Source organism: Pseudarthrobacter sp. NPDC092202, from assembly GCF_044755505.1.
Lineage (GTDB): Bacteria > Actinomycetota > Actinomycetes > Actinomycetales > Micrococcaceae > Arthrobacter.
On the sequence record NZ_JBIVRG010000012.1, the window covers coordinates 1 to 25,290 of the forward strand.

The following is a 25,290-nucleotide window of genomic DNA, read 5'->3' on the forward strand; positions in this document are numbered from 1 at the left end:
CCACGGGGTGGCGGACCTGGCCAAAACAACCAATCAATAAAACAATTGGTATCAACAAACTTGGCACACTATTGAGTTCTCAAACAACAGACACACCCGGCACCACCACCAGCACTTCTCAGCCGTGGATCGCTCCGGAGCAACTTCTCAAACTTACCGGATCATTCACTCCGAAGCAAATCCGTGTTTCAGGATTTCCATCTGAGGAGAACCGTTCCCAACCTCTTCAGGAGCGCTCTAAGCCCTACCAGAATTGGTGTTGATTTTTGGGGGTTTGGCCGCCGTGATTACCAGCTCTTCGCTGTCTCCCTCGCGGCGACTTAGAAAACAATACACCTGCTCCCGCGCCACCGCAAATCCCCCTGTCAGGAGGGTCCGATCTCCGCCGTTCCGCGGAAGTACGGGCCATTGGCACCCTGGAAGGGGCCTCCGCCGTCGTACTTTTGTTTTGTGTGCTGCGGCACAGTCCCGGTGGCAGCACGGAAGCCGGCACGGAGAGGTGCAGTTTTAACGCAGAAGAGCCGGCAACCATAAGGTTGCCGGCTCTTCTCAAGCAGCTGGTAGCAGCAGTGCTGGATTACCAGGAAGACTTGGTGATGCCCGGAAGCTCGCCCTTGTGGGCCATGTCGCGGAAGCGGACACGGGAGATACCGAACTTCTGGAAGGTACCGCGGGGGCGGCCGTCGATGATGTCGCGGTTACGCAGACGGATCGGGGACGCGTTGCGGGGCAGCTTCTGCAGGCCCAGGCGGGCTGCTTCGCGTGCTTCGTCGGTTGCGTTTTCGTCAACCAGGGTCTTCTTCAGCTCGAGGCGCTTTGCAGCGTAACGCTCTACGATGACCTTGCGCTGCTCGTTGCGAGCAATCTTGGACTTCTTAGCCATGTTTAGCGCTCCTCTCGGAATTCGACGTGCTGGCGGATCTTGGGGTCGTACTTCTTCAGGACCATGCGGTCCGGATCGTTACGACGGTTCTTGCGGGTTACGTAGGTGTAACCCGTGCCCGCGGTCGACTTGAGCTTGATGATCGGACGTACGTCCTTGTCCTTAGCCACTAGAGCTTCACCCCACGAGCCAGGATCTGGGCGACGACTACGTCGATGCCGCGTACGTCGATGGTCTTGATGCCACGTGCGGAAACCTGCAGCGTGACGTTACGGCGCAGGGACGGAACCCAGTAGCGCTTCTTCTGAATGTTCGGATCGAACCGACGCTTGTTGCGGCGGTGCGAGTGCGAAATGCTGTGCCCAAAGCCCGGCTCGGCTCCGGTCACTTGGCAGTGTGCTGCCATGACTTCTCCTCAAGAATTGAAAGTAATGATCCGCATATCTGCTGCTGGACCATGCTGCTAAGGGCGACCCAAAAGTGAAGAAGGGCAACGGTTAGTCACGCAACTTGAGCCCCTAACTACCGGCCGCCCTGGAGAAATTACCGGGCAACCGGAGCAATTGCGCACGCTCCGCGCACTTAGCGCCTACCAAGTCTACGAGTTCACGCAATTAAAGACCAATCCGGCGCTGGAAGGTGTATAAGCGGTCCGTGCAGCTAGAGGCGCGTGAGCTCGGGATACTTCGGCTTCAGCCCGTCCCCGGAGGACTTTCCGGTCACCCTGCGGACCACCCAGGGACCGGCATACTCGCGGAACCAACGGGCGTTGGCGCGGAGGGCATCCACCCCGCTGAGTTCGGGCACGGGGGTCATGGGCGGGATGTCGATGGAGTGGTCGTGTTCCAGGACATCCAGCACCCGCTTGGCCATATTGGCATGGCCGGCCGCGGACATGTGCATCCGGTCCTGCGCCCACATTCCCCAGTCGTAGTACTCGCTGAAGCGCCAGTAGTCCACCAGGAGAGCACCGTGGTCTCCAGCGATACCGCGGACCAGTTCGTTGTAGATCGCCGTGCGGCCCCGCATGGTGCTGAACACCTTCGAGCCCCGCGCGTCGAAGCCTGTGAACATGACCACGGTGGCGCCGGTGGCGCGCAGTTTGGCGATGGCGTCGTCGTACTCCACCAGGAGGTCGTCAATGTCGATCCTGGGCCGGAGGATGTCATTGGCGCCGGCGTAGATGGTCACCAGGGTTGGTTTAAGTTCGACGGCGGCATCCACCTGCTCAGCCAGGATGTGGCGCAGTTTCCTGCCGCGGATGGCGAGGTTGGCGTAACCGAGGCCAGGGTCAGCGGCGGCCAGCTGCTCGGCCACACGGTCTGCCCAGCCGCGGACACCGTTGGGGCGGGTGGGATCGTCGTCGCCCACGCCTTCAGTAAAGGAATCTCCGAGCGCGACAAACCGGGAAGTAAAGTCCATCCGGTTAGTTTGCCACCCGTTGCCGGGAGCAACCAACCAGCCGGTGGAGTCAGTTCTCCCGGAGGATCCAGTGGTCGGAGTCCAGCCGGCCCACTACCTTTTCACCAATCCTTGCCAGGTCCAGGACGTCCTGCTCTGTGAGTGCGTCAAGGAACAGGCCACGAACGTCCTCGACGTGCCCGGGCGCCAGCCCCACGATGGTGGCCATACCCTCTTCGGTCAGATGGGCGGTGGTGACACGGGCATCGTGGGGATGGGGGCGGCGCTCAACCCACCCGCGCTTCTGCAGCTTGGTCACCACGTGCGAAAGCCGGGAAAGGGAAGCACTGCTGCGGGCAGCGAGCTCGCTCATGGGGAGGAACCGGCCCTCAGCCTCGGAAAGCATTGCCAGGACGGTGTAGTCGAAGAGGGACAGCTTTCCCGCAGTGTGGAGTTTGGTGTCCAGGGCTGCGGGCAAAAGGGTGTTGATGCTCACCAGGGCCAGCCAGGCACGGCGTTCGTCGGCGTTGAGCCAGCGCGGTTCGGTCATATCCCCATTCTACGAGGGCAGCGTGGTTGATTCTTCAACTAGACTCTCTGGCGGCCGGTAGGCTGGGGCCATGTATGTTGTCTCCCTGAGCTACCGGGTTCCGCAGGACATCGTGGATTTCCATAACGCCGGCCACATCGCCTGGCTGCAGCAGGCTTTCGACGACGGCGTCTTTATTGCGGCCGGCCGCAAGGTGCCCAGGACCGGCGGCCTGCTGCTCTCCCAGGCTGACCGCGCCACCCTGGATGCCTGCCTGGCGCAGGACCCGTTCTACACGAATGGCGTTGCGGATTTCGAGGTCATGGAGTTCCACGCCGCGAGGGTGGCACCGGGCTACGAGATCCTGCTGGACAGCTAGGACCCACTCGGGCCGTTGGATGCGCCCGCCAGTTTCTTCAGTCCGCCCTTCCGCGGCACCTTGACCGGATCCGGCCAGCGCGGCCCAAGCGCGTCCCCCAACGTAACGCCGCGCAGCTTACGGCCGAAGAGCGGCAGCACCCAGTCGCGGATCCAGCGCCGCTGCTGCCGCTCCCATTCCCGCAGGCTGTGCCGCGCCGGCGGCTCCCAGTCCTTCAGCGCAATCTTGTGCGGCACACCCAACTGGTCCAGCACCTGCCCCGCAAGGTACTTGTGTCCCGCCTTGGACATGTGCAGCCGGTCCGAGCCCCACATGCGCCGGTCGTGGAACGCATCCAGGCACCAGTAGTCCACCAGCACGGCGCCGTACTTTTCGGCAATGGCCCGCACTTGCTGGTTGTAGTAGGTGTTGCGCTTCTTCAACGGCTCCAGCACTGCGGAGACCTTGACGTCGAACCCCGTGAAGAGGACCACCGTTGCACCGGTTTCCGCCAGCTGCGCCACGAGCTTTTCGTAGTCCGCCATGAGCGCCGGCATGTCCGTTGTGAGGTCCAGGATGTCGTTGCCGCCTGCATACAGCGTGACCAGCGTGGGCCTCATCCGCAGCGCCGGTTCCAGCTGCTCGTTGACGATGTGCCGAAGCCTTTTGCTGCGGATGGCAAGGTTTGCGTAGCGCCACCCCGGCTGGGCCTTGGCTAACCTCTCCGCCACCCGGTCCGCCCAGCCGCGGACCCCATTGGGCAACCGCTCGTCCCGGTCCCCGACCCCCTCGGTAAAAGAGTCCCCCAGCGCAACAAACACCCGCCGCCCGGAGTCCGGAAGCAAAGGTTGAGCAGGCACCAGCCCAACTTAGCCCCACCAGAAAGAGCGCAGGGAAAGCCGAGGTAAAGCAATGGTGACGAACCCTCATGCCGCGGCCGGGGGCTTGCGTAGGAGCGCATCGCCGACCAGAGCGAAGCGAGGCCGCCCGCGGCCGAGCGAAGCGCCGGGAGGTGTCTAAGCGACGGCAAGCCGCCGGTTGCGGCCTAGCCAGCAACCGGCCGGGCTACCCCTCGGCTTTACCCTGCCGCCAGTAGCCCATGAACGCCACCTGTTTCCGGTCGATCCCCACGTCGCGGACCAGGTACCGGCGCATGTCCTTGATGACGGCGGCTTCGCCGGCGATCCAGGCGTAGAAGGGCATGGCTCCGGCGGGCATGCCCGGGTTCTTGGATGCCTGGATCTCGGAAGTCTCCATCCGTGCCGGGGTCTCCCAGAGGATGTCCACGTCCACGTTGACGTCTTCCGGCTCGGGGCCCGCGCCGCCGTCGGCCGCTTTGATTCCCACCCAGCCGGGCACGGGCACGGCATGGCGCACGGCGTTCTGAAGCAGTTCGCCGTGCGGGCGGGACCGCCCGATGGAGGCACCGCGTGCCAGCCAGGTGATCTCGACGTCGGCGGGTGAGGTCAGCTCCATGAAATCGCCGGCTGCGGGGACCTCCAGGAAGGCGTGCCCCGTCATGTATTCGGGGAGGCTTTCCAGGATGGCGGAGATGGCGGGAACGGAGGTTTCGTCGCCGGCGAGCAGGATGCGCTGCGCCAGCCCGGGCCGCCATTCGATGCCCGAGTAGGTTTCGGCCGTGACACAGTGCGCAGCCCTGTTGTTGGGTCCGATGATGGTGATGGCGTCACCGGGCTGGGCGTTGAGCGCCCAGTTGGCCGCCGGCCCGCCGTTGCCGGAGTCATCGAAGTGCATCACGAAGTCCACGTCGATCTCCGGGTACACCGCGTCCAGGCGGGCCTGCCGGACGGTGTAGGTGCGCATGGACCCGCGCACGGCAGGGTCCATGGCCAGCCATTCCCGGTACCAGCCGGCCTGGCCCATTTCGAAAATGGGAAGCGGCAGCGGGGTGCCGTCTGCTGCGAGGGATGGGATCATCAGCTTGATCCGGAGGTCCAGGGTGTCGCCGTGGACGCCGAAGTCCCGCAGGGCATACCCGCCGAACTTGATCCTGCGGAAGTTGGGGCTGAGTTCCTGAACCGACGTGACAGTGACTTCGAACGCCAGGGTCATGGGCTCGGTGGAGGAGATGTCGCGGGTTTTCATGAGACGAGCTCCAGTTCGTTGGCGGGGACGTGGTGGCGGCCGATGGGAATGATCAGGGGCGTGCCGGAGACGGGGTCCGGGATGACACGGGATTCGAGTCCGAACACGCTGCGGACCAGTTCCTCCGTGACTACCTCGATCGGCGAACCCACTGCCACCACGGCGCCATCCTTCATGGCGATCACGTTGTCCGCATACCGGGCTGCAAGGTTGAGGTCGTGCAGAACGATGGCCACGGTGGTGCCGCGCTGGCGGTTCAGGTCTGTCACGAGGTCCAGGACCTCCACCTGGTGCGCGAGGTCCAGGTAGGTGGTGGGCTCGTCCAGGAGGAGCACGTCGGTTTCCTGGGCCAGGGCCATGGCGATCCAGACGCGCTGCCGCTGCCCGCCGGAGAGTTCGTCCACGTTCCGCCCGGCGAGGCCCAGCGTCTCTGTGGCCTCGAGCGCGCGCTGCACGGCAGCATCGTCACGCTCGCTCCAGCTGCGGAAGAAGCCCTGGTGCGGGTAGCGTCCCCGGCCCACCAGGTCCCGGACCGTAATGCCGTCCGGAGCGGTGGGGTGCTGCGGCAGGAGCCCGAGGGTGCGGGCCAGTTCCCGGGCGGGAAGGGAGTGGATGTCCTTGCCGTGCAGGGTCACGGTGCCGGCCGCCGGCTTGAGGAGCCGGGACAGTCCACGGAGGAGGGTCGACTTCCCGCAGGCGTTGGCGCCCACGATCATGGTCACCTTGCCCTCGGGGATCTCGGCACTGAGGCCGTCCACCACGCAGCGCTGGTCGTATTTCAGCGTCAGGTCCTTGGCGTTGAGAACTGCCACCTCAGGCATCCTTTCGGTTGGCCGTGACCAGGAGCCACAGCAGGAACGGGGCACCGAGGGCACCGGTGATAACTCCCACCGGCAGCACCGTGCCGTCCAGCAGCAGGGGGGCCACGTTGGCGGCCACATAGTCGGCCGCGAGGACAATCACGGCGCCCACAAGGGCCGACGCCGGGAGGCTGGCTTTGCCGGTGAACCGCCGGGCGATGGGACCGGCCAGGAAGGCGACGAACGAAACGGGGCCGGCTGCCGCCGTCGCCACCGCTGCCAGCGCCACGGCGGTGATCACCAGCGCCAGCCGGGTGGCGCCTACCCTGATCCCCAGTCCGGCGGCGGCATCGGGGCCGAGCTCCAGGATGCGCAGCGGACCGGCAATCACCACCACCGCGGGGAGCAGGACGGCGAGGGCCAGGGCCAGGACGCCGGCGCGGTCCCAGCTGGCGGAGTTCAGGGAGCCGTTGAGCCAGACGAGGACATCCGCGGCAGTGCGGATGTCTGCGCGGGTCATCAGGAAGTTGACCACCGCGTGCAGCGCTGCGGCGATGCCCACCCCGGCCAGGATGAGCCGGTTGCCGGCAGCATCACCGCGGCCGCTTCCGCGCAGGGTACCGCTGCTCGAGATGGCGTAGATGATGGCCGCAACAACCAGCGCACCTCCCAGGGCAGCACCGGAAACCGCGGCCCCGGAGGCCCCGAAAACCACGATGGCCAGGACCGCGGCAGCGCTGGCACCGTAGCTGATGCCGATGACGTCCGGACTTGCCAGCGGGTTGCGGAGCATGGTCTGGAACAGGGCGCCCGCCAGCCCGAACGCGACGCCGATCATGGTGCCGATGACGGCCCGCGGCAGCTTGTTCTCCATCACGATGAAGCTGGCGCCGGGGATCTTTTCGCCGCCGGTCAGGTGCGCGATGAGGATCTTGAAGAAGTCCGGGATGGTCACCGTGTAGCTGCCCAGCAGGACGGACACGGCGAACAGGACCACGAGGGCGGCGGCCAGGAGCGCAGTCCGGTTCAGCACCCGAAATGGCAGAAAACGGGGGTATTTGCGCGCCGGACTGCCGTCAAGTGCCATCTCGCGGGGGTGGAGGAGGGTCACAGGCCGGCCCCCTTGCCGCGGCGGATCAGCCAGACGAAGACGGGTGCGCCGACGAGGGCGGTCATGATGCCGGCCGGGACTTCGCCGGGCAGGAGCACCACGCGGCCGATGATGTCCGCGCCAAGCAGCAGTGCCGGGGCAAGGACCAGGGAGAAGGGCAGGATCCAGCGGTAGTCCGGGCCGGTGAGGAAACGGACGGCGTGCGGGATGACCAGGCCAACGAAGGCGATGGGTCCCGCAAGCGCGGTGGCCGATCCGCACAGCAGCACGATGCCCAGTGCGGTGACGGCGCGGGCCAGGCCCACCCGCTGGCCCAGGCCCCTGGCGATGTCGTCACCCAGGGCCAGGCTGTTGAGGATTCGGCCGGTCAGGAGCACGATGACGGCGCCCGCTGCGAGGAAGGGCAGCCCGGACAGCACCACGGACCAGTCCCGTCCAGCGATGCCGCCCACCTGCCAGAAGCGGAACCGGTCCAGGGTGTCCTGGCTGGAGACCAGGATGACATTCATCAGGGAGTACAGGCCGGCATTCAGCGCGGCACCTGCCAGGGCGAGCTTCACCGGGGTGGCCCCGTCCCTGCCGAGGGAGGCAATGAGGTACACCACGACGGCGGCGGCAGCGGCCCCGACGAAGGCGAACCAGATGTAGCCTGAGAGCGAGCCGACCCCGAAGACGTAGATGCCGGTGACCACCGCGAGGGCGGCTCCGGCGTTGACGCCCATGATGCCGGGGTCGGCCAGCGGGTTGCGGGCCACACCTTGCATTGCTGCGCCTGCGAGGCCCAGCGCGCCGCCCGCCAGCAGGCCGAGGACGGTGCGCGGGATGCGGGCGTGGACCACGGCGTGGTCGCCGTTGGCAGGATCGAACGCGGTGAGCGCCTGCCAGACGGTGGCCAGGGGAAGGCCACGCGCGCCGATGGCCAGGGAGGCCCCGGCCAGAAGGGCAAGTACGACGACGGCGGCCAGCAGCCAGGCGGCCCGCGTTCCGCCGAACGCGCGGCCGGGGGTTCCGCCGGCACGTGCCGGTCCCGGCACCAGGGTGCCGGGACCGGGCTCACGGCGCGCCGCCGTCGTCGTACTGTCCGTCATGGAAATGTGCCTACTTCACCGCGTCCGCTGCGCTGGCAAGCTGCGGTAGGAACGTGTCCAGCGACCACGGCAGGCTCAGCGGGGAGGAGGCGGAGATGGACAGGGTCAACGTGTTGTCCGAGTCGGCCACCAGGGCGCCGTTCTTGATGGCGGGGATCTGGCCCAGCAGGGGGTCGGACTTGATGGAATCAGTGGTGGCCGCGTCCGGAACCCAGGTCACGAAGATATCGGACTCAAGCTCGTTGGCCTTCTCGGCTGACCAGGGGATAAAGAATTCCTTGGAACCCTTGGAGTTCTCCTCCACCACGGGCGCCAGCTTCATGCCGATCTCGGAGAGGAAGCGGGGGCGGTTGTCATTGGCGGTGTACACGTTGACGCCGTCAGCAGAGGCGGGCTCCAGGTTGCCGTAGATGAAGCTCTTGCCGCTGATCTGCGGGTACTCGGCAACCTTTTCCTTGATGGTGGCCTCGGTGTCGGAGACCAGCTTGGCGGCTTCGGCATCCTTGCCGAGAGCCTTTCCGATGATTGAGGTGGAGTCCTGCCAGGAGGTTCCGTAGGCCAGTTCGGGGTGTGCCACCACTGGCGCGATCTCGGTGAGCTTCTTGTAGTCCTCCTCGGTGAGGCCCGAGTAGGCGGCCAGGATGACGTCCGGGGTGAGCTTGGCGATCTCGGTGAAGTTGATGCCGTCCGCCTCGGAGTACTGCACCGGGGCTTTGTCCGAGCCGAATCCGGCGCCGAGTTCCTCCAGCGCCGCGTCCTTCCACGGGGTGGAGCCCTGCTCGTTGCCGCCCCACTCGTTCTTGGGCACGCCCACCGGCACAACACCCAGGGCGATGGCGACGTCATCATTAACCCAGGAGACAGTGGCCACCCGGGTGGGCTGCTTCTCGATGGTGGTTTCGCCGTAGACGTGCTCGATGGTGACGGGGAACTGCGAGCTGCTGGAGCTGGAAGCGCTGGCGTCGCCGGCGGAGGAGGCGGGCCCTGTGGAGCAGGCGGACAGGGTAAGCGCCGCAGCGGCCAGGACGGCCGTGGCCTTGCCGGCTGATTTGAACAGCGTGCGGCGCGTGGCGCTGGGCCCGGAGAAGAGGGGGGAAGTCACGGAACTCCTTAAGTCATGAAGCGAACTTAAGTAAGGCTAGCCTACCCTCGTGCTCATTACGCAACGTTTCTGTACCTTATTCCTCTTCGTGACGAAGGACACAGTAACGCGGGATCAGGTGCCCTTGGACAGGGAAGATGCGGTTTGGCAGGATGTTCCTGCCGGAACGAGCCGGCTGGACCGCCGACCGCAGCCGGCGACGGATGGGGAGACGAAGGCAGCCATGCAATCCATCACGCCCCAGCAAATCCGCTCATCGTTTATCAATGCCAGCCGCTCCGAAGCGGCCAAACTCACCCTGCCCAAGGATTTCGACGCCCTGGACTGGGACAACCTTGACTTCCTGGGCTGGCGGGACGAAAAGATGCCCCTCCGCGGCTATCTTGTGTTTCCTGGTCCCAAGGGGGTCACGGGCATCATGCTCCGGGCGCCCGAAGGCGGGGCCCGGAAGAACCGCCCAGTCCTTTGCGAGCTGTGCCGCGACGTGTTTTCCAAGGAGGATGTGCTCCTTTGGGTGGCCAGGCGCGCCGGGCAGCCTGGCCGGAACGGCAACACCGTGGGTACCTTGATCTGCGCCGATTTTCTCTGCTGCGGCAACGTCCGCAAGGAACCGCCGGCCAATGAGATCAACCCGGACCCGGCCGCCGTCGTCCTCCGCCAGGTTGAGGGGCTGAAGGAGCGGACTGCCCAGTTCCTGGCACGGGTACAGGCGAAGTAACCGGCACACATCGCACGGACAGTAAAGCGGAAGCCCTCCCCCGCCGAAAGTGGAGGAGGGCTTCCGCCTGGAGGGTCAGCGGTAGGAAAAGCTCATCAACACGGCTTTAAGGGTCCGGCCCTCGTCGCCCCAGTACCAGGCCTTCGCCGCCACGTCGTCCGCAAACGGCTCCCCGGCGAACAGCACGTCCGCGGTCAGGATGCGGTCACCGATCTTTATGAGCCCGTACTGAACTTTTCCGTCGGGCGAGATGGGCGATCCTGGCGTCAGTCCCATCCGGTATTGGGTGGCGCCATGAGCGTGGTCAACGAAGAACGACGAGCTGGGGGTCGGAACAGAGTGCCCGATCAATCCGGGCACCGGGTCCGTCTCGAGCACGAACCTGGTAGCAGGCCCCGCCGTGGCATCACCGACCTGGCTGTAGTAGATGTTGATCTGCTCGTTGCCGCCGGCATCGTAAACGGTGGCCGTCTCCACAGCCGGGGACGCAGAAACCTCCTCATGCTCCACGCGCCAGCCCTCCGGATGGGCAAAGGACAGGCGGCCGTCCGCGAACGTGAAGGTCACCGGTCCGGCGGGAACGGGGGAAGAGGTGGCAGCGGGAGCGATGGCCGGGTAGGAGAAGCTCATGAGCAGGGCCTTCAATGCTTGGCCTTCCGTTCCCCAGTACCAGGCTTTCGCCTCCTCGTCATTGGCGAACGGCTGACCCGTGAACACCACATCCGCGGTCAAAACCCGGTCACCCAGCATGACCAGCCCGTCCTGCGCCTTCCCGTCTGGTGAGACAGGCAGCCCTGGAGTGAGCCCCATGCGGTATTGTGCGGCGTCGCCGCTGCGGTCGACAAAGAACGACGAATGGGGCGTTGGAACAGACTGCCCCACCAATCCCGGCACCGGCTCCGCCTCCAGGACGGTCCGGGCAGCAGAGCTGGCTACGACGTCAGCAATCTGGCCGGTGTAGATGCTGATTTTCGCCTGGCTGGTGGGATCGGACACCGTTGCTGTGCCTACATAAGGAGATTCGGATGCATGGAAGAACTCAACGTGCCATTCCTTTGGGTGCTGAAACGACAGCCCGCCGTCAGGAAAGGTGACGGTCACCAGGCTGTCGGGGTGGAAGGCAGGCGGAGCCGGCTCCACCAAGGTATCGGCCGCACAGCCCGCGAGGGACAGCAGCACTGCAGCGATTGCTGCCGGGAAGAAAGCCGCACGTTGTGATGGGCGCATGCGAGGGCCTTTCAAGAGGACGCCATCGTTCTCTTGGGGAACAGGGCGGAACCCAGCATTCCGCAGTACCTATGGGATTTACTCAGGCGGGGTGAGTTGGTAAAGCCCAGATTGGCACACGGGAAATACCCTCACCAGAGCTTCCGCAATAATTCCATCAATTTGTTATATAGGTCACGCCAGGGGCATCAGCGCAGAACGATGTCCACGGGATTCGCTTCGGACCGCCACCCGCCCTCCTGGCCACGCCGCGGTGCAATGACCGGAGCCGTGAGCACTCCGGACCGGTTGGTGCGCTTGTCGCGGAGGATTTCGGTAACGGAGCCAAGGTGCCGGGAGAGGTCAATGACGTTTTCGGGGGCGGCCAGCAGCAGCTGGAACCCGAATTCGTGCAGCGCCTTGATCCCGGCGCCGGCGAACTCCTCGGAAGCCAGCACAAAGGCCTCGTCCATCATCACGGTGCCGTACGTGGTGAAGCCCTGCTCCGCGATGCCCAGCTGGTAGCTCAGCGCAGCAGCCATGATGAAGGCGGTGAAGCGCTGTCGCTCCCCGCCGGACATGGATCCGGTGTCCGCGTGCATGAAGACCTCGGATTTCTTCGCTCCGCCCTTCTTGCCCGACGCCGGCCCGGCAACTTCACGGTGCTCCTTGCACTGGATGAACAGGTGGCCGCGCACGTCCAGCACCTCGGCCCTCCAGCGCCGGTCCTCCGGCGCCTGCGAGCCCAGCCGCTTCACCAGCGTCTCCAGCGACTTGTAGCGGGCGGTGAGCTCGGCGTCGTCGTCCCTTTCCCCGCCTGTCTCCCCGCCTGCGGCGACTGTCCTGGACGCGTCGGATTTGGCGGGGCGGGTGTGCCGGGCCTTCAGGGCGTTCTGGATCGCGTCCTTGAACTGCTTGGCCGTGGGAGGCAGCGTCTGCTTGATATCCAGCTCCAGGAAGCTCCCCTCGTGGAAGTTGACCTGCGAGAGGATGCCGTTCAGCGGCAGGATGCGGCTGGTGATGGAGCGCCGCTCCTCATCCAGCAGGTGCAGGAGGGTGCTGAAGGATTCGTGCGTGCGCTGGTTGAAGAACTGGCGGAACTCCGCTTCCTGGGCAGGGAGCCCGTCGCTCACAATCGCGTGGTAGCGGGTCTCAAACTCGCCGGCCGCGCCGATGGTGGTGCCGTGGTCCGCCGAGATGGCGCTCCCCCAGTCACGGACGAAGGCCTCGAAGATACGGGTGAGCCGCTCGGCAGTGGCCTGCCCGCGGGACTCAGCGGTGTGCAGCTCCCCCAGCAGGGCGGTGCGCACCCGGTTGGCGAGGTTGTCCAGCTCGTGCATTTCCGTCACGTCGCCGAAATCGGCAAAGTACGGTTCCAGGGCAGTGACGGTGGCGTCCGACGGCGGCGCCTGGGCCAGGCGCTGGCGGGCAGCTTCCAGCAGGGAATCGGCAGCGGTCAGTTGCCTGTCCAGGGCCTTGTACTCGCTCTGCAGGACGGCGGCGGCCTCGGTGCTGGACTGGTGTTTCTGGCGCACTTCCTCGATGCTGGCCCGCAGCGGCTCCAAGTCCGCCTGGGCTGCGAGGGCGTCCTTCAGCCGCTGCTCGAGCCGCACGAGCTCCTCGGCCGCGACTGCCGCCGACACCTGTTCCCAGGAGCGCTGGTCCTCGGCGATGCGGCGCAGGGCCTCGAGCTGCCGGGCCATGCCCTGGTGCGAGTCTTCCCGGCTCTGCGCCAGCTCCGCCGCCTTGGCCACCTCCTGCCGCAAGTCCTCCACCTGGCCGGCCACAAGCTCCAGCTTGGCGGCGTTGTCGAACCCGAGGACGTAATCCTGCCGGCTGGTGAAACGGTCGTCCTTTTCCACGGTGTGGCGGTTGCGCTTCACCACGCCGCCCAGGCTGAGGCCGCGGTCCAGTGACGCCAGCTCGTCCGGGTCCTCCACGCAGGGGTAGGCGAAATCCAGTGCGATGCGCTCATGGATCCAGGAGCCTGCTTCGGCCGCGACGCCCGTGGCGAGGATGTCCAGCTTGGTCAGCAGGTCGCCGTCGCGCACGTCCTCAAGCGCCAGCGCGCCGCCGGAAAGCGGCTTGGATACGTCCACGGCCCGCAGCGCGCCGCGCACCGCGTGATCGTTGAGGTACCGGGTGACCGCGGCGAAGTGCTCGCCCGGCACCAGCAGCGTGGTGGCCAGGTTGCGGAGCGCCCGTTCGGCGGCGGGGCGCCACTTCTCCTGCCCCTCGGCGAGGTCCATCAGTTCGCCGGCGAACGGCATCCGGTCCTCCGGGATGCCGGTTGCGACGGCAATTGCGGCCCGGTTTTCAATGCTCGACGGCGGCAGCAGCGATTTGCGCGTCTTCAGCGACACGAGTTCCTGCTCAGCCGCGGCAAGTTCGCGCTTCTTCGTTGCGTGGGCGTCGAACGCTTCAAAGCGGAGCTCCTGCAGGGCCTGGGAATCGTCCTTGAGCTCGGCGGACCTTGCCGCCGCCTGTTCGTGCGCCTGCTCCCAGCCCTCCTCGGTCCATTCGAGCTGCAGGCCGGCGTCGGCCAGCGCCTGGCGCGCGGTCTCCTCCACCTGCTGGCGGAGCTTCAGCCCGACGCGGGCGTTTTCCAGGGACTGCTCGATGGCGGAGATGGCGTTGCCGCCCTGGTTGTTGTAATCCGCTTCCAGCTGGCGCAGGTCCTTGGCCAGCCCGTCCCGGACAGTCCGCTCAGCACCAAGCTCTTTGGCCTTAGCCTGCGCAAGCCCCCTGAAGCGCTCCAGCGTTCCCTGGTGGACCGTGACGGCGAGTTTCTGCCGGTAGGCCTCGAACTCTTCACCGGCGAGGTCCCGCAGCCGGTTTGCGTCCAGGAGGGCCTGCGCATACTCCCGGTTCAGCCCGGGAACGGGGGCCAGCTGGTCCCGCTGCTGCCTGACGTCCTCCAGCCGCTGCCGGATGGACATCAGGTTGCTGAATTCCTCCACGACGTCGTCCGCCGCGGCAAGGGTGGCCGGGGCGTCCAGGACCTGGTCGCGGAAGAACGTGTTGACGCTGCCGCCCAGGCCCTTGCCGGCCTGGATGACGCGCAGCAGCGGCAGGGCCTGGTCCGAGTTGATGCCCAGCAGCCGCCGGAACCGCTCGGCGAACGCTTTGTGGACGTCGAAAACCTGGGCATCCGGGAAGATCGTCTCCAGGGCAGCCTTGGTGAACCGCTTGTCCGCGATGCCTTCGAGCGCTTCCAGGTCCAGCGGGTCGTGGTCGATGACGTAGAAACGCCCGACGCTCGACTCCGTGCCGTTCTTGGGCAGGTCGAACAGGGCCGAGACGGTCACCCGCGTGCCGGCCGCGTTATCGAACGTCAGGGCGACGGCGGACCATGTGGCGCCGGGCCGCTGGAAGGCGCTCGCCGAGCCCTCCCCCACAGCCTTGTCCCCCACCTTGCCCCGCATGTAGGTGAACGTGGTCCGTTTGTCCTCAACAGCGCCGCCCGAACGCTGGGCAGCGGCCTCGTTGGACCTGGGCCGGGCATCAAACACCCGCAGCATGGCATCGAACAGCGTCGACTTGCCCACACCCGAATTACCCGTAAGCAGCGTGCCGTTGCGGTCCACGTGCATCGTGTGGGCTCCGTGGAACGTGCCCCAGTTGACCACCTGCACCAGGGCAAGGCGCATCTGGCCGGGGTTTGTCAGCTCCCCCATGGGGAGCATGGAAGCGATGCTCACTGTGCGTCCTCCGTGTCAGGGTCGCTGTCCTGCGAAGTGGACGGTCCGTCATCGAACTCCAGGAGCGCCTCTGTTCCCGCCGGATCCGTGGTTGCTGACTTCAGGGCCTCTATCTGGGCGGGGATGTCGCCGATGTTCTCGAACGGCAGGGCCAGTGGCAGGGCGTTGGAGATGGTGTAGACGTCGTCCAGCCCTGTGGGGAGGAGGAGCTGGCGGGCCAGGAGCTTGGTGATGGCCCGGTTCACCACGTCCGAGTCCCGCAGGGCGTCCTGCTGGCCGGCGGGCTGGTAGTGCGCCACCAGGTCGGCGATTTCCTCGCGGGAGATTGTGGGGTCCGTCTGCGCGGTGACGTGGCGGTCCAGCAGCAGGCGCAGGCGGAGCAGCACGATGGTCTCCACCCGGCTGAGGGCACGCTGCTGCCGCAGGATGCTGGAGCGGGTGCTGCCGCCGATTGCGTCGGGGTCCACCGGCCGCAGGACGGCGATCTTGCGCTCGTGGTCCAACTCCAGGGTGAGGAACAGCTCGGACAGCCGGCTCCGCAGGATCACCTGGTTGTCCAGCAGGACGGTCCAGAGCTTTTCGTCCCGGCCGCCGTCCACATAGGGGCCCTTGAGGAGCTTCACCAGCGCCTGCCGCACCTTCATTGACAGGACACCGGTATCGCCGGGGAAGAGCGCGGCGCCGTCAACGAAAGTGTCGCGGGGCGTGACGGCGAAAGGCCGCTCCGCCGTCGTCGTGGTTGTCTCTTCAGTCATCAGGATCCTTTGGAAGCGTAACCAGCGGCAGGTAGGCCCTGCGCGTGGTGCCGTCTATCTGTTCGTAATCCAGGGCTTCGAGGCCCTGGTTGTCGAAGCCGGCGCCGGCGTGGAGCGCGTGCGAGAGGAGCGCGCGGATGGTGTTGATGTGCTGCTCCCCGGGCGGCAGTTGCTGCCACGCCTCGGAAAGGGTGGCAGCGCCGGCCAGGGCCGCCCGCACCACCTCCGGCTTGGCTTTCCCGGTCCTCGGCGAGCGCACGCGGTCAGAGTCGCTGAAGGCGATGGGATCGGCAAGTTTGGGCGGGGCGGCGAACTCGTCGGGATCGAAGAGCTTCACCATGGACAGTGACTCGAACCCCGCATTGAAGAGGACCGGCCCGGGGACCAGGCCGGGGCGTTCCCGCTCATAGGGAAGGGACCTGATGGCCTGCTCCGCCTCCCGAAGGACCTGCCGGAGCCGGACGGACTGGCGGAAGTCATCGCTCTGGACGTAGGTGTTCAGGCTTTCGCTGAGCTTGCCGTAGATCCGCTGGATCTGGCTGTGCTGCTGGCGCAGTTCCGCCACCAGGTTCTTCAGGGTTTCCCTGTCCTCCGGAGAGAGATCGTCCGCGAACTGCCGGCCGAGGACCTCGCCGATGGCGGAGCGGAACCGCAGCTGCTGCTGGGGGTCCTCCAGGAACGCCGTAAAGGACCGGAAGGTCCGGCCCTCCGGGCTTTGGCGGAGGCGTTTGTCCGCTTCCAGCACCTGGGCCATGGTGGCGCCCTTGGTCAACGACTCCTCGATGATCTGGTTGCGCAGCTCGCCTACCAGTTCCTCGATCCTGTCACGCATCTTCTTGTAGTCTGCGGGCAGGCTTGCAGCCAGGTCCAGGATGTTTCCCGCGGCCTCCACCGCCTCGTCATCATCCAGCAGGCCGTCGAACTCGCCGCTGCTGATGTCCTGGATCAGCTGCTGGCGTTCGTCGATCTCCTCTTCCAGGGACTCCAGCCGGGCGCTCTGGTCCGGGTTGGTCTCGTTGGCAAGCTTTTCGACGTCACCGAGCAGCGTGCCCAGGCGGGACCCGTTGAGCGTGGACCGTTCGCTGGAGAGGCTGTCCAGGAACGCCAGCACGCGTGCCGCAGGTTCGGTCACCTCGTAGACGATCTGGCCTGACTGGTTCCGCCGCGTCAGGAACTGGCGGCGCGTCCACTCGTCGCCGAAGGACTTTCCGTTCGCCCCTCCACCCAGCCCGGGCTCCTGGCGGCGGAGCTCCTCAAGGAAGGAGTCGACGTCGGCATGGAACTCTTCCAGCGGCAGCTGCGGCCGGGTGCGGGTGAAGGATGCCTGCAGCACCGCGATCACCCAGGGCGCCGAGCGCGTCAGCGCCCAGGCAGGTCCCTTGGTGAGGAGTTCGAGGTCCCGAAGCCGGGCGCTGATGGCATCAGCGGATGACCTGGCGGAGCGGGGCACACACTCTCCTTGGACTGTTTGCGGGGGCGGGGCGGCGGCCGGGATCGGAAAACCGCCAACTACAAGGTTAACGCAGGCGCCGCGACCACTCCGTGACCTACCGGGCGGTAGTGTTTCGATCCCATATCAACAGGGTCTGCGCCGGTTGAAGCTCTGGCTGGGCGGGAGGTCTCCCCCTACGCTCGTGCTACTGGTCTCAACCAAACTCTCAACACATGCAACGACGCAGCAGGGGGACTCATGCAGTTTGATCTCAGTTCAGTGGAAAACGCCACCTTGGTCTTTATGGGAACCTTGATGTTTGGCGCCATCCTGGCCGTCTTCGTCCTGACGGCAGGGCTGATCGCCCTGCTGCTCCTGGGGGCGGGAAAGCTGGGCTGGACGCTGGCCTCCACCGTGCTTTTGGCAGTGGTCCATGGGATCAATACCGGCTGGGACAAGCTGGTGCACCACGCCTCCACGGTGGACGTCGCAGGTGATTTCCCAGCCCAGGCCTCCCCTAGCACCGGAACCTACCCACGAGTAATCTTGAGGGACAGCTGAAGGGTTCTCCAACCCGGCGGATCCATGGCTACACCGGCCAATCCGGCCAAGGAGATGACCCATGAGCTCCGCCACTGACAGCCCCGCAACAAGCCCTGCCACCGGCCTTCCCACCTCCACAGGACCGGCAACAGACTCCCCCGCGGAGGAGACCCCCGTACCTGCCGGCAAGATCGGCGCCGGTGTCACGGCTGATGAAGCCCGTGCCGTTGCAGAAGCCGCGCGGGAATCCGGCTGGGAGCGCCCCAGCTTTGCCAAAGGCCTCTACCTGGGCAGCTTCGACCTCAGCCTGGTCCACCCCTGGCCCACCCCGGACCCGGAGTCCGTGGAACGGGGTGAGGAATTCATGGCCCGGCTGCTGGAGTACGCCGGCACCATGGACGGCCGGGTGATCGAGCGCGATGCCAAAATTCCCGACGAATATATCCGGGGCCTTGCCGGCCTGGGCGTTTTCGGAATGAAGATCCCCCGGGAATATGGCGGACTGGGACTGTCCCTGGTGTATTACGGCCGCGCCCTGGCCCTGCTGGGCAGCGTGCACCCGAGCCTCGGCGCACTCCTCTCGGCGCACCAGTCCATTGGGGTGCCGGAGCCGGTCAAAGTCTTTGGCACGCCCGAACAAAAGCGGGAGTACCTGCCGCGCTGCGCGGCCGGCGCCATCACGGCCTTCCTCCTGACCGAACCTGATGTGGGCAGCGATCCTGCCCGGCTGGGCAGCACTGCAACGCCCACGGACGACGGCGATGCGTACCTTCTGGACGGCGTGAAGCTGTGGACCACCAACGGGGTGATAGCGGAACTGGTGGTGGTGATGGCCGTGGTGCCCGCACACACGGATGCTGACGGCGCCCGGCACAAGGGCGGCATCAGCGCCTTCGTGGTGGAGATGGATTCCCCCGGCATCACCGTGGAACACCGGAACGCGTTCATGGGTCTGCGGGGCATTGAAAACGGGGTGACCCGGTTCCACCAGGTCCGCGTACCCGCCGCAAACCGGCTGGGGCGCGAAGGGCAGGGCCTGAAGATTGCGCTCACCACCCTGAACACCGGCCGGCTCTCCATTCCGGCGCTGTGCGTCGCATCCGGCCGCTGGAGCCTGAAGATCGCCCGGGAATGGTCCAACGCCCGGACCCAGTGGGGCAGGCCCGTGGGCGAGCACGAGGCAGTGGGCAAGAAAATAGCGTTCATCGCCGCGTCCGCCTTCGCACTGGATGCGGTGTTCGAGCTCTCCGCCGAACTCGCGGACGCCGGCCAAAAGGATGTCCGGATCGAAGCCGCCCTGGCCAAGCTCTGGGCCACGGAGATCAGCTGCCGGGTTGCCGATGAACTGGTCCAGATCCGGGGCGGCCGTGGCTTTGAGACCGCGGAATCCCTGGCGGCACGCGGCGAGCGCGCGGTTCCCGCGGAGCAGCAGCTGAGGGACTTGAGGATCAACCGGATCTTCGAGGGCTCGTCGGAAATCATGCGGCTGCTGATCGCCAGGGAGGCGGTGGATGCGCACCTTGCCGCCGCCGGCGACCTTGCGTCGCTGGACGCGAGCCTGTCCGAGAAGGCGAGGGCCGCCGTCGGCGCTTCCGGCTTTTATGCCAGATGGCTCCCCAAGCTGGTGGCAGGTGCAGGCATGGACCCGCGCTCGTACAGCGAATTTGGGCGGCTGGCCAAGCAACTGCGCTTCGTGGAGCGCTCGTCACGGCGCCTGGCACGCCAGACGTTTTACGGGATGGGCCGCTGGCAGGCGAAACTCGAACGCAAGCAGGCGTTCCTGGGCAGGGTGGTGGACATCGGGGCGGAGCTGTTCGCCATGACGGCGTGCTGCGCCAGGGCGGAAATGCTGCTGCATACCGCACCCGAAAAGGCCGCCAGCGCCTACGAGCTCGCGGAGGCCTACTGCGAGCAGGCCCGGGTGCGCGTGGACGAGTACTTTGACCAGCTGTGGCGGAACACGGACGACGCCGACCACGACCTCACGAGGAAGGTCCTCGCCGGGGATTACACCTGGCTGGAGGAGGGCATCCTGGACCAGTCCGAAGGGACCGGCCCATGGATCGCCGACGCCTCACCCGGAGCCTCCCGCCGGGAAAACCTGCACCGCAAGTACCGGTGACGCCACAGGTCACAAAATAGTAAGCATCCTTGCTATCACTGGTGGGTGATGCTTGAGTGGTGCCATGAGCAGCTCAACAGACCCAGAGAACCTGCCCCCGAGGCGCGCCCGCGAGGATGTTGACCGGGACGGGAGCCGCCGCAGCGATGCCATGCGCGGTGAACCCACCCGCTCCTACCCGCAGGTGCCGGCCAGCGATGCCGCACCGACCTCCGCCTACGACCGGGTGCCCGACCGCACCGGACCGGCCGGCGCCTCCGCCGAACGGGAGTACGTTCCCGCTGCTCCTGCGCCCTCTGCCGATCCCAACCTGACCGACCGGCAGACGGCCGCGGCCCGGGAGAAGGAACAGTTCGGCGGCATCAAGGTGGGGTCCGCGTTCTTCGGCTGGCTGACCGCCACCGGCATGGCCGTCCTGCTCACTGCCTTTGTGGCGGCGGCAGGAACGGCTGTTGGCCTGGCCACCAACACCGATGTGAATGAGGCTGTCAGCCAGGCAGCCCGGAACCAGGGCACGGTGGGCCTGGTGGGCATCATCGTCCTGCTGGTGATCCTGTTCCTCTCCTATTACTGCGGCGGTTACGTTGCAGGCAGGATGGCGCGCTTCAACGGCGCCAAACAGGGCCTCATGGTGTGGATCTGGGCCTTGATTGTTGCGGTCCTCGTGTCCATCCTGGGCCTGGTGGCAGGGCAGCAGTTCAACGTGCTCGCCAGCCTCAACAGCTTCCCGCGGATCCCCGTGAACGAGGGCCAGCTGACCACCACCAGCATCATCGCAGCCGTGGTGGTGGCCCTGGTTGCCCTGGCAGGTGCTGTACTGGGCGGGCTCGCGGGCATGCGGTTCCACCGCAAGGTGGACCGGGCCGGCTTCACGCCGGACAGCGCTTACGACGACGAGTAGTCAGGCTTGGACGTCTCCGTCCAGGTAGAGCCAGCGGCGGTTTTCCCGCAGGAACCGGCTGGCCTCGTGGAGGACTCCGCGCTCGCTGCCGTGCCGGTAGTACGCCTTGAACTCCACCATTCCTTCGGTATCCAACAGTCCGCCGCGGGACGTGGAAAGGATGTCCAGGCGGCGCCACTGCATCTCCGGGTCCAGCTCCAGCTCCGCAGGTGCTGTCCGGGGGTGCCAGGTGCGCAGCAGGTAGTCGCTGTCCAGCAGGGCGAACGCACTGTAGCGGGAACGCATCAGCTGCTCAGCAGTGGCAGCCTCCGCCGCTCCCCGGTGGAAGCGTCCGCAGCAGTGCCCGTACTGCTCGCCGGACAGGCACGGGCAGTTTTCCTGGTCGGTGGATACCGTCATGCACCAGATGCTGTCACACGCGGTAACAGCTTTGCTACAACCGGGGGCGCGCCCCTGCCTCCGACGGCACAGCACCCCAAAAATCCGTAAGGTGGAGAAGGAGCTGTTGCCCAGGCAGAGAGGAGAGATGACGTGGAAAATCCGGATACGCTCATCCTCAACCTGACGTTCCTGGGCACCGTGGGCGTCGCCTTCCTGATGTTCCTGGTCCTCTTTCTGCTGGGGGTCATCACGCTGGTCTTGGCTGGACTTGGCCGCCTTGCGGCTGCGGTACTGGTGGCCCTGTTCGGGCGGCGCTCCAGGAAAGAATCCCTTCCGCTGGTACAGCTTTACGGGACGCGGCTCCAGCACCGCGGAGGCGATTCCGACGGCGATGCTGCCGCCGGCCCAGTGCCGCGGAAAGCGCGCCGCCACTGGCGCGCCGCGCTGAAGCCTGCACACGTGAAGGCGTCGCTGCGCACCGCCGTCGGCCATCACCCGGCACTCACTGCCGCCCGCCGCGAACCGCCGGTCCTCGCGGATGACTGGGCCGCGGCCGTCGCCGACGCAGACGCCCGGGCAGCGGCCAAGGCGCGGGCCGCCACTCCGGACATCAAAGTTTCAGTGCGGGACTTGCCCGATCCCCAGGTGCCGGCAGAAGAGGTGGCGGCAGTGGCGCCCCTGGTTGAGTCCGCGCTGGATAACAGCCGCCCCTCCCGGGAACTGCCCCGGTCCTTCAAGAAGCCGCAGGTTCCCCACGCCCTGGGGCCGCTGGACACCGGATCGCTGGTGTCCCTGTCCGGCCCGGCGCACATCAGCAGGGCCGCGGCGGAGGCCGCCAAGGACGCAGGTTCCAAAGGCTCCGCTTCGAAGGGCAGACAGCCCTTACCCTGAGCAACCATCTGGGTTAGCGTGAAACCCATGGAATTCAGATACCTCGGAAACAGCGGATTCAAAGTCTCGGAAATCACGTTCGGCAACTGGCTGACCCACGGCTCGCAGGTGGAGAACGACGTCGCCACCCAGTGCGTGCGGGCAGCACTCGACGCCGGCATCAGCACCTTCGACACAGCCGACGTCTACGCCAATACGGCCGCGGAAACGGTCCTGGGCGCCGCGCTGAAGAATGAGCGGCGCGAGTCGCTGGAGATCTTCACCAAGGTCTATGGACCCACCGGGCCCAAGGGCAAGAACGATCTTGGCCTGTCCCGCAAGCACATCATGGAGTCCATCAACGGCTCGCTGCGCCGGTTGCAGACGGACTACGTGGACCTCTACCAGGCCCACCGCTACGACTTCGAAACGCCGCTGGAAGAAACCATGCAGGCCTTTGCGGACATCGTCCGGCAGGGCAAGGCCCTGTACATCGGCGTCAGCGAATGGACCGCCGAGCAGCTGCGCGAAGGCCACGCGCTGTCCAAGGAACTGGGCTTCCAGCTGATCTCCAACCAGCCCCAGTACTCCATGCTGTGGCGGGTCATCGAGGCTGAGGTTGTCCCGGCCTCCGAGGAACTGGGCGTGTCCCAGATTGTCTGGTCCCCCATGGCCCAGGGCGTGCTCAGCGGAAAATACCTGCCCGGCCAGCCCGCCCCCGAAGGAAGCCGCGCCACGGATGAAAAGGGCGGTGCGAAGATGATCGAGCGCTGGATGCGCGACGACGTCCTGGTCGGCGTGCAGGAACTCAAGCCCGTCGCCGAGGACGCCGGCCTGTCCATGCCGCAGCTGGCCGTGGCCTGGGTGCTGCAGAACCCGAACGTTGCCTCGGCCATCGTCGGCGCCTCGCGGCCGGAGCAGATCGCGGACAGCGTGGCGGCGGCAGGGGTGAAGCTTGAGCCGGAGGTCCTGAAGAAGATCGACGACGCCATCGGATCGCTGGCTGAGCGGGACCCCGCCCAGACCAAATCACCCGCCGCGCGGGAAGCATAGGGCGGCCCGTGACTTCCGCAGCGGAACTGCCTGCTGACGTCCTTGCCCTCGGCGTCACGGGTTCCACCGGCGGGCTTGGCGGGATGGTGGCGCGGCAGCTCGCTGAACTGGGTTCCGCCCAGCGGCTGCTGGTCCGCGATCCTGCCCGCGCGCCCGTGCTGGACGGCGCCACGCCGGCCGTGTGCAGCTACGCGGATTCCGCCGCTGCCCGGCAGGCCTTGGAAGGCGTGAAAGTACTTTTTATGGTGTCCGCTGCGGAAACGCAGGACCGGGTGCAGCAGCATACGGCCTTCGTTGATGCCGCAGCCGGGGCCGGGGTGGAGCACGTGGTGTACACGTCCTTCTACGGCGCGGCGCCTGATGCCACCTTCACCCTGGCCCGGGACCATTACGCCACCGAGGAGCACATCAGGGCGTCCGGCATGGACTTCACGTTCCTGCGGGACAATTTCTACCTGGACTTCCTGCCGCTCCTGGCCGGGGAGGACGGCGTGATCCGCGGACCGGCGGGCGACGGCGCCTTCTCCGGGGTGGCACGCGAGGACATCGCCCGCTGTGCCGTCGCCGTCCTGCGGGACCCAGCCATCCACAAGGGCGCCACGTACAACCTGACCGGGCCGGAGGAGCTGACCCTGGCGCAGGCAGCGGGCATCATCACCGGGAGTACCGGCCGCACCATCACCTACCAGCCGGAGACGGTGGAGGAGGCGTACGCTTCGCGGGCTTCCTACGGCGCCCCGCCCTGGCAGGTGGACGCCTGGGTAAGCACGTACACAGCCATCGCGTCCGGAGAGATGGCGGGGATATCGCCGGATGTCCACGGGCTTACCGGCGAGGACCCCATCAGCCTGCGCGAGTTCCTCTCCCGCCCGGTCCTCTAAATTCCCGGAGTTTTTGTCCAGATATGAAGACTTCCGGGGCCTCCAAGTGCGCATATCTGGACAAAAACTCCAATTGGGTGGGGCGTTGACGGGGCTGCGGGGCTGGCGTAGACCTGTGGAAAGGGGGGACGTCCCAGCCGGCCAAGCAGGAGTGGCACCACCATGAAACAGATCTTCACGCACCAGCAGTCCGCCGGTCCGGGCGCAGCGGTGGAAAGTCAGGCTCCGCCCATGGCCGGGCCCACCACCGGCCCGATTACCCGGGAGGAACTCCAGCTGGGGGCCCGCAACCACTCCATGCCTTTGGAGGCCCTCCGCCGGGACATCACTCCCCCGGGGCTGCATTACGTCCTGACCCACTTCGACATCCCGGACATTGATGAGTCCTCCTGGCACCTGCGGATCAGCGGCGCGGTGGATATGGCCATGGAACTGACCATGGCCGCCCTGCGCAGGGACCCCTTCATCACCGTGCCCGTCACCCTGGAATGCGCCGGGAACGGGCGGTCGCTCCTGGATCCGCGGCCCGTCAGCCAGCCGTGGCTGCTCGAAGGCGTCGGCACCGCGCAGTGGACCGGAGTGCCGCTGGCCTACCTCCTGGGAAAGGCGGGCGTCCAGCCCCACGCAGTTGAGGTGGTGTTCACCGGAGTGGACGAGGGCGTCCAGGGCGGCGTCCCCCACCGCTACGCGCGGAGCCTGCCGATCCATGAGGCCCTGCGCCCCGACGTCGTCCTTGCCTACGCCATGAACGGCAGCGAACTGCCGCCCCAGCACGGATACCCGCTCCGGCTGGTAGTGCCCGGCTGGTACGGCATGGCCAGCGTGAAATGGCTGGAATCCATCGAGGTGGTCACCACGCCATTCAAGGGCTTCCAGCAGGACGTTGCCTACCGCTACCAGGCGTCAGAGGACGACGCCGGCACTCCGGTATCGCGGATCAGGGTGCGTTCGCTGATGGTTCCGCCGGGCATCCCGGAATTCCTTACCCGCAACCGGATGCTGAAACCGGGCCCGGTGCTGCTGCAGGGCAGGGCCTGGTCCGGCGAAGGGGCGGTCACGTCCGTGGAGGTAGGCATTGATGGCGCGTGGCTGCCCGCCCAGCTCGACAAGCCCGCCGGCGGATACGCGTGGCGGAAGTGGACCATGCCGTGGGTGGCGGATCCGGGCGCGCACGTGCTGTCCTGCCGGGCCACGGACGCAACCGGCGCCACCCAGCCCCTGGAACAGAACTGGAACTACCAGGGGATGGGCAACAACGTGGTGCAGCGCATCAGTGTGACTGTGGGGTAGCTGGGCTGGCTGGACCGCCGCCCGGCCCGGCGCCGGGAAAGGCCGGGCTATACTCGGTG

The 25,290-nt window shown here is 66.4% G+C and carries 26 protein-coding genes; 10 read left to right on the plus strand and 16 right to left on the minus strand.

What is annotated here, in order from left to right:
- A partial coding sequence (locus ACIQF4_RS16200) for a hypothetical protein (RefSeq protein WP_400516564.1) occupies positions 1 to 263 on the plus strand: 263 nt, incomplete at its 5' end.
- Positions 264 to 577: 314 nt separating this feature from the next.
- Here ACIQF4_RS16200 and rpsN read toward each other — a convergent pair.
- The 5 genes from rpsN to ACIQF4_RS16225 all read right to left on the minus strand — a co-directional run bounded on the left by rpsN (position 578) and on the right by ACIQF4_RS16225 (position 2,834).
- Positions 578 to 883 carry a 30S ribosomal protein S14 gene (rpsN, locus tag ACIQF4_RS16205; protein WP_009358853.1) on the minus strand — a complete coding sequence of 102 codons (306 nt, stop codon included), beginning with the start codon at positions 881 to 883 and terminating at the stop codon, positions 578 to 580.
- Between the two features lie 2 nt (positions 884 to 885).
- The gene (gene rpmG / locus ACIQF4_RS16210) at positions 886 to 1,053 is read right to left on the minus strand and encodes a 50S ribosomal protein L33 (RefSeq protein ID WP_013602737.1); all 168 of its coding nucleotides are present in this window, start codon (positions 1,051 to 1,053) and stop codon (positions 886 to 888) included.
- Positions 1,053 to 1,289, minus strand: coding sequence for a 50S ribosomal protein L28 (gene rpmB, locus ACIQF4_RS16215; RefSeq protein WP_013602738.1), 237 nt, complete (start codon positions 1,287 to 1,289; stop codon positions 1,053 to 1,055). Before rpmB ends, rpmG begins: the two co-directional genes overlap by 1 nt.
- A gap of 254 nt (positions 1,290 to 1,543) precedes the next feature.
- A complete protein-coding gene (locus tag ACIQF4_RS16220; RefSeq protein ID WP_400516565.1) occupies positions 1,544 to 2,305 on the minus strand; it encodes an SGNH/GDSL hydrolase family protein in 762 nt (253 codons plus the stop codon).
- Positions 2,306 to 2,354: 49 nt separating this feature from the next.
- A complete protein-coding gene (locus tag ACIQF4_RS16225; RefSeq protein ID WP_350003666.1) occupies positions 2,355 to 2,834 on the minus strand; it encodes a MarR family transcriptional regulator in 480 nt (159 codons plus the stop codon).
- 70 nt (positions 2,835 to 2,904) lie between these two features.
- Here ACIQF4_RS16225 and ACIQF4_RS16230 point away from each other — a divergent pair, with 70 nt between their 5' ends.
- Complete coding sequence (locus ACIQF4_RS16230; RefSeq protein ID WP_231457184.1) at positions 2,905 to 3,192, plus strand: YciI family protein; 288 nt, start codon at positions 2,905 to 2,907, stop codon at positions 3,190 to 3,192.
- On the opposite strand, the gene ACIQF4_RS16235 is transcribed toward ACIQF4_RS16230, so the two are convergent.
- From ACIQF4_RS16235 to ACIQF4_RS16260, 6 genes are all read right to left on the minus strand, one after another.
- Entirely contained in the window at positions 3,189 to 4,031 is an 843-nt protein-coding gene (locus ACIQF4_RS16235; RefSeq protein WP_400516567.1) for an SGNH/GDSL hydrolase family protein, read from the minus strand. The two genes, ACIQF4_RS16230 and ACIQF4_RS16235, sit on opposite strands and share 4 nt — an antisense overlap.
- A gap of 205 nt (positions 4,032 to 4,236) precedes the next feature.
- Positions 4,237 to 5,277 (minus strand): siderophore-interacting protein, encoded by a 1,041-nt coding sequence (locus tag ACIQF4_RS16240; protein ID WP_400516568.1) that lies wholly within the window; start codon positions 5,275 to 5,277, stop codon positions 4,237 to 4,239.
- Positions 5,274 to 6,089, minus strand: a complete 816-nt coding sequence (locus tag ACIQF4_RS16245) for an ABC transporter ATP-binding protein (protein WP_400516569.1) — start codon at positions 6,087 to 6,089, stop codon at positions 5,274 to 5,276. The genes ACIQF4_RS16240 and ACIQF4_RS16245 overlap by 4 nt, the downstream gene beginning before the upstream one ends.
- A 1-nt stretch (position 6,090) precedes the next feature.
- A complete protein-coding gene (locus ACIQF4_RS16250) occupies positions 6,091 to 7,164 on the minus strand; it encodes a FecCD family ABC transporter permease (RefSeq protein WP_400516675.1) in 1,074 nt (357 codons plus the stop codon).
- A gap of 20 nt (positions 7,165 to 7,184) precedes the next feature.
- Complete coding sequence (locus tag ACIQF4_RS16255; RefSeq protein ID WP_400516570.1) at positions 7,185 to 8,276, minus strand: FecCD family ABC transporter permease; 1,092 nt, start codon at positions 8,274 to 8,276, stop codon at positions 7,185 to 7,187.
- Between the two features lie 10 nt (positions 8,277 to 8,286).
- On the minus strand, positions 8,287 to 9,378 hold the full coding sequence (locus ACIQF4_RS16260; protein ID WP_400516571.1) for an iron-siderophore ABC transporter substrate-binding protein: 1,092 nt from the start codon (positions 9,376 to 9,378) through the stop codon (positions 8,287 to 8,289).
- Between the two features lie 223 nt (positions 9,379 to 9,601).
- On the opposite strand from ACIQF4_RS16260, the gene ACIQF4_RS16265 reads away from it, so the two are divergent.
- Positions 9,602 to 10,096, plus strand: a complete 495-nt coding sequence (locus tag ACIQF4_RS16265; protein WP_400516573.1) for an FBP domain-containing protein — start codon at positions 9,602 to 9,604, stop codon at positions 10,094 to 10,096.
- 75 nt (positions 10,097 to 10,171) lie between these two features.
- Here the strand turns inward: ACIQF4_RS16265 and ACIQF4_RS16270 are convergent, their stop codons facing one another.
- The 4 genes from ACIQF4_RS16270 to ACIQF4_RS16285 all read right to left on the minus strand — a co-directional run bounded on the left by ACIQF4_RS16270 (position 10,172) and on the right by ACIQF4_RS16285 (position 17,208).
- The gene (locus ACIQF4_RS16270) at positions 10,172 to 11,323 is read right to left on the minus strand and encodes a hypothetical protein (RefSeq protein WP_400516575.1); all 1,152 of its coding nucleotides are present in this window, start codon (positions 11,321 to 11,323) and stop codon (positions 10,172 to 10,174) included.
- Positions 11,324 to 11,511: 188 nt separating this feature from the next.
- Positions 11,512 to 15,003 (minus strand): ATP-binding protein, encoded by a 3,492-nt coding sequence (locus tag ACIQF4_RS16275; RefSeq protein ID WP_400516576.1) that lies wholly within the window; start codon positions 15,001 to 15,003, stop codon positions 11,512 to 11,514.
- A complete protein-coding gene (locus ACIQF4_RS16280; RefSeq protein WP_400516577.1) occupies positions 15,000 to 15,758 on the minus strand; it encodes a DUF4194 domain-containing protein in 759 nt (252 codons plus the stop codon). Before ACIQF4_RS16280 ends, ACIQF4_RS16275 begins: the two co-directional genes overlap by 4 nt.
- Complete coding sequence (locus tag ACIQF4_RS16285; RefSeq protein ID WP_350003657.1) at positions 15,751 to 17,208, minus strand: DUF3375 domain-containing protein; 1,458 nt, start codon at positions 17,206 to 17,208, stop codon at positions 15,751 to 15,753. Before ACIQF4_RS16285 ends, ACIQF4_RS16280 begins: the two co-directional genes overlap by 8 nt.
- A gap of 240 nt (positions 17,209 to 17,448) precedes the next feature.
- Between ACIQF4_RS16285 and ACIQF4_RS16290 the strand changes: the two genes are divergently transcribed.
- The 3 genes from ACIQF4_RS16290 (at position 17,449) to ACIQF4_RS16300 (ending at position 20,756) form a co-directional block, all read left to right on the plus strand.
- Positions 17,449 to 17,751 carry a hypothetical protein gene (locus ACIQF4_RS16290; protein ID WP_400516578.1) on the plus strand — a complete coding sequence of 101 codons (303 nt, stop codon included), beginning with the start codon at positions 17,449 to 17,451 and terminating at the stop codon, positions 17,749 to 17,751.
- A 61-nt stretch (positions 17,752 to 17,812) separates the two neighbouring features.
- The gene (locus ACIQF4_RS16295; protein ID WP_400516579.1) at positions 17,813 to 19,855 is read left to right on the plus strand and encodes an acyl-CoA dehydrogenase family protein; all 2,043 of its coding nucleotides are present in this window, start codon (positions 17,813 to 17,815) and stop codon (positions 19,853 to 19,855) included.
- Between the two features lie 64 nt (positions 19,856 to 19,919).
- A complete protein-coding gene (locus ACIQF4_RS16300) occupies positions 19,920 to 20,756 on the plus strand; it encodes a TIGR04086 family membrane protein (protein WP_400516581.1) in 837 nt (278 codons plus the stop codon).
- Here the strand turns inward: ACIQF4_RS16300 and ACIQF4_RS16305 are convergent, their stop codons facing one another.
- Positions 20,757 to 21,155, minus strand: coding sequence for a YchJ family protein (locus ACIQF4_RS16305; RefSeq protein ID WP_400516582.1), 399 nt, complete (start codon positions 21,153 to 21,155; stop codon positions 20,757 to 20,759).
- A gap of 132 nt (positions 21,156 to 21,287) precedes the next feature.
- Between ACIQF4_RS16305 and ACIQF4_RS16310 the strand changes: the two genes are divergently transcribed.
- The 4 genes from ACIQF4_RS16310 (at position 21,288) to ACIQF4_RS16325 (ending at position 25,231) form a co-directional block, all read left to right on the plus strand.
- The gene (locus tag ACIQF4_RS16310) at positions 21,288 to 22,028 is read left to right on the plus strand and encodes a hypothetical protein (protein ID WP_400516583.1); all 741 of its coding nucleotides are present in this window, start codon (positions 21,288 to 21,290) and stop codon (positions 22,026 to 22,028) included.
- Positions 22,029 to 22,055: 27 nt separating this feature from the next.
- Entirely contained in the window at positions 22,056 to 23,060 is a 1,005-nt protein-coding gene (locus tag ACIQF4_RS16315; RefSeq protein WP_400516584.1) for an aldo/keto reductase family protein, read from the plus strand.
- An 8-nt stretch (positions 23,061 to 23,068) separates the two neighbouring features.
- Positions 23,069 to 23,941: an SDR family oxidoreductase gene (locus ACIQF4_RS16320; protein ID WP_400516585.1), complete on the plus strand. Its 873-nt coding sequence runs from the start codon at positions 23,069 to 23,071 to the stop codon at positions 23,939 to 23,941.
- A 162-nt stretch (positions 23,942 to 24,103) separates the two neighbouring features.
- Positions 24,104 to 25,231: a sulfite oxidase gene (locus tag ACIQF4_RS16325; RefSeq protein ID WP_400516586.1), complete on the plus strand. Its 1,128-nt coding sequence runs from the start codon at positions 24,104 to 24,106 to the stop codon at positions 25,229 to 25,231.
- Positions 25,232 to 25,290 lie beyond the last annotated feature (59 nt).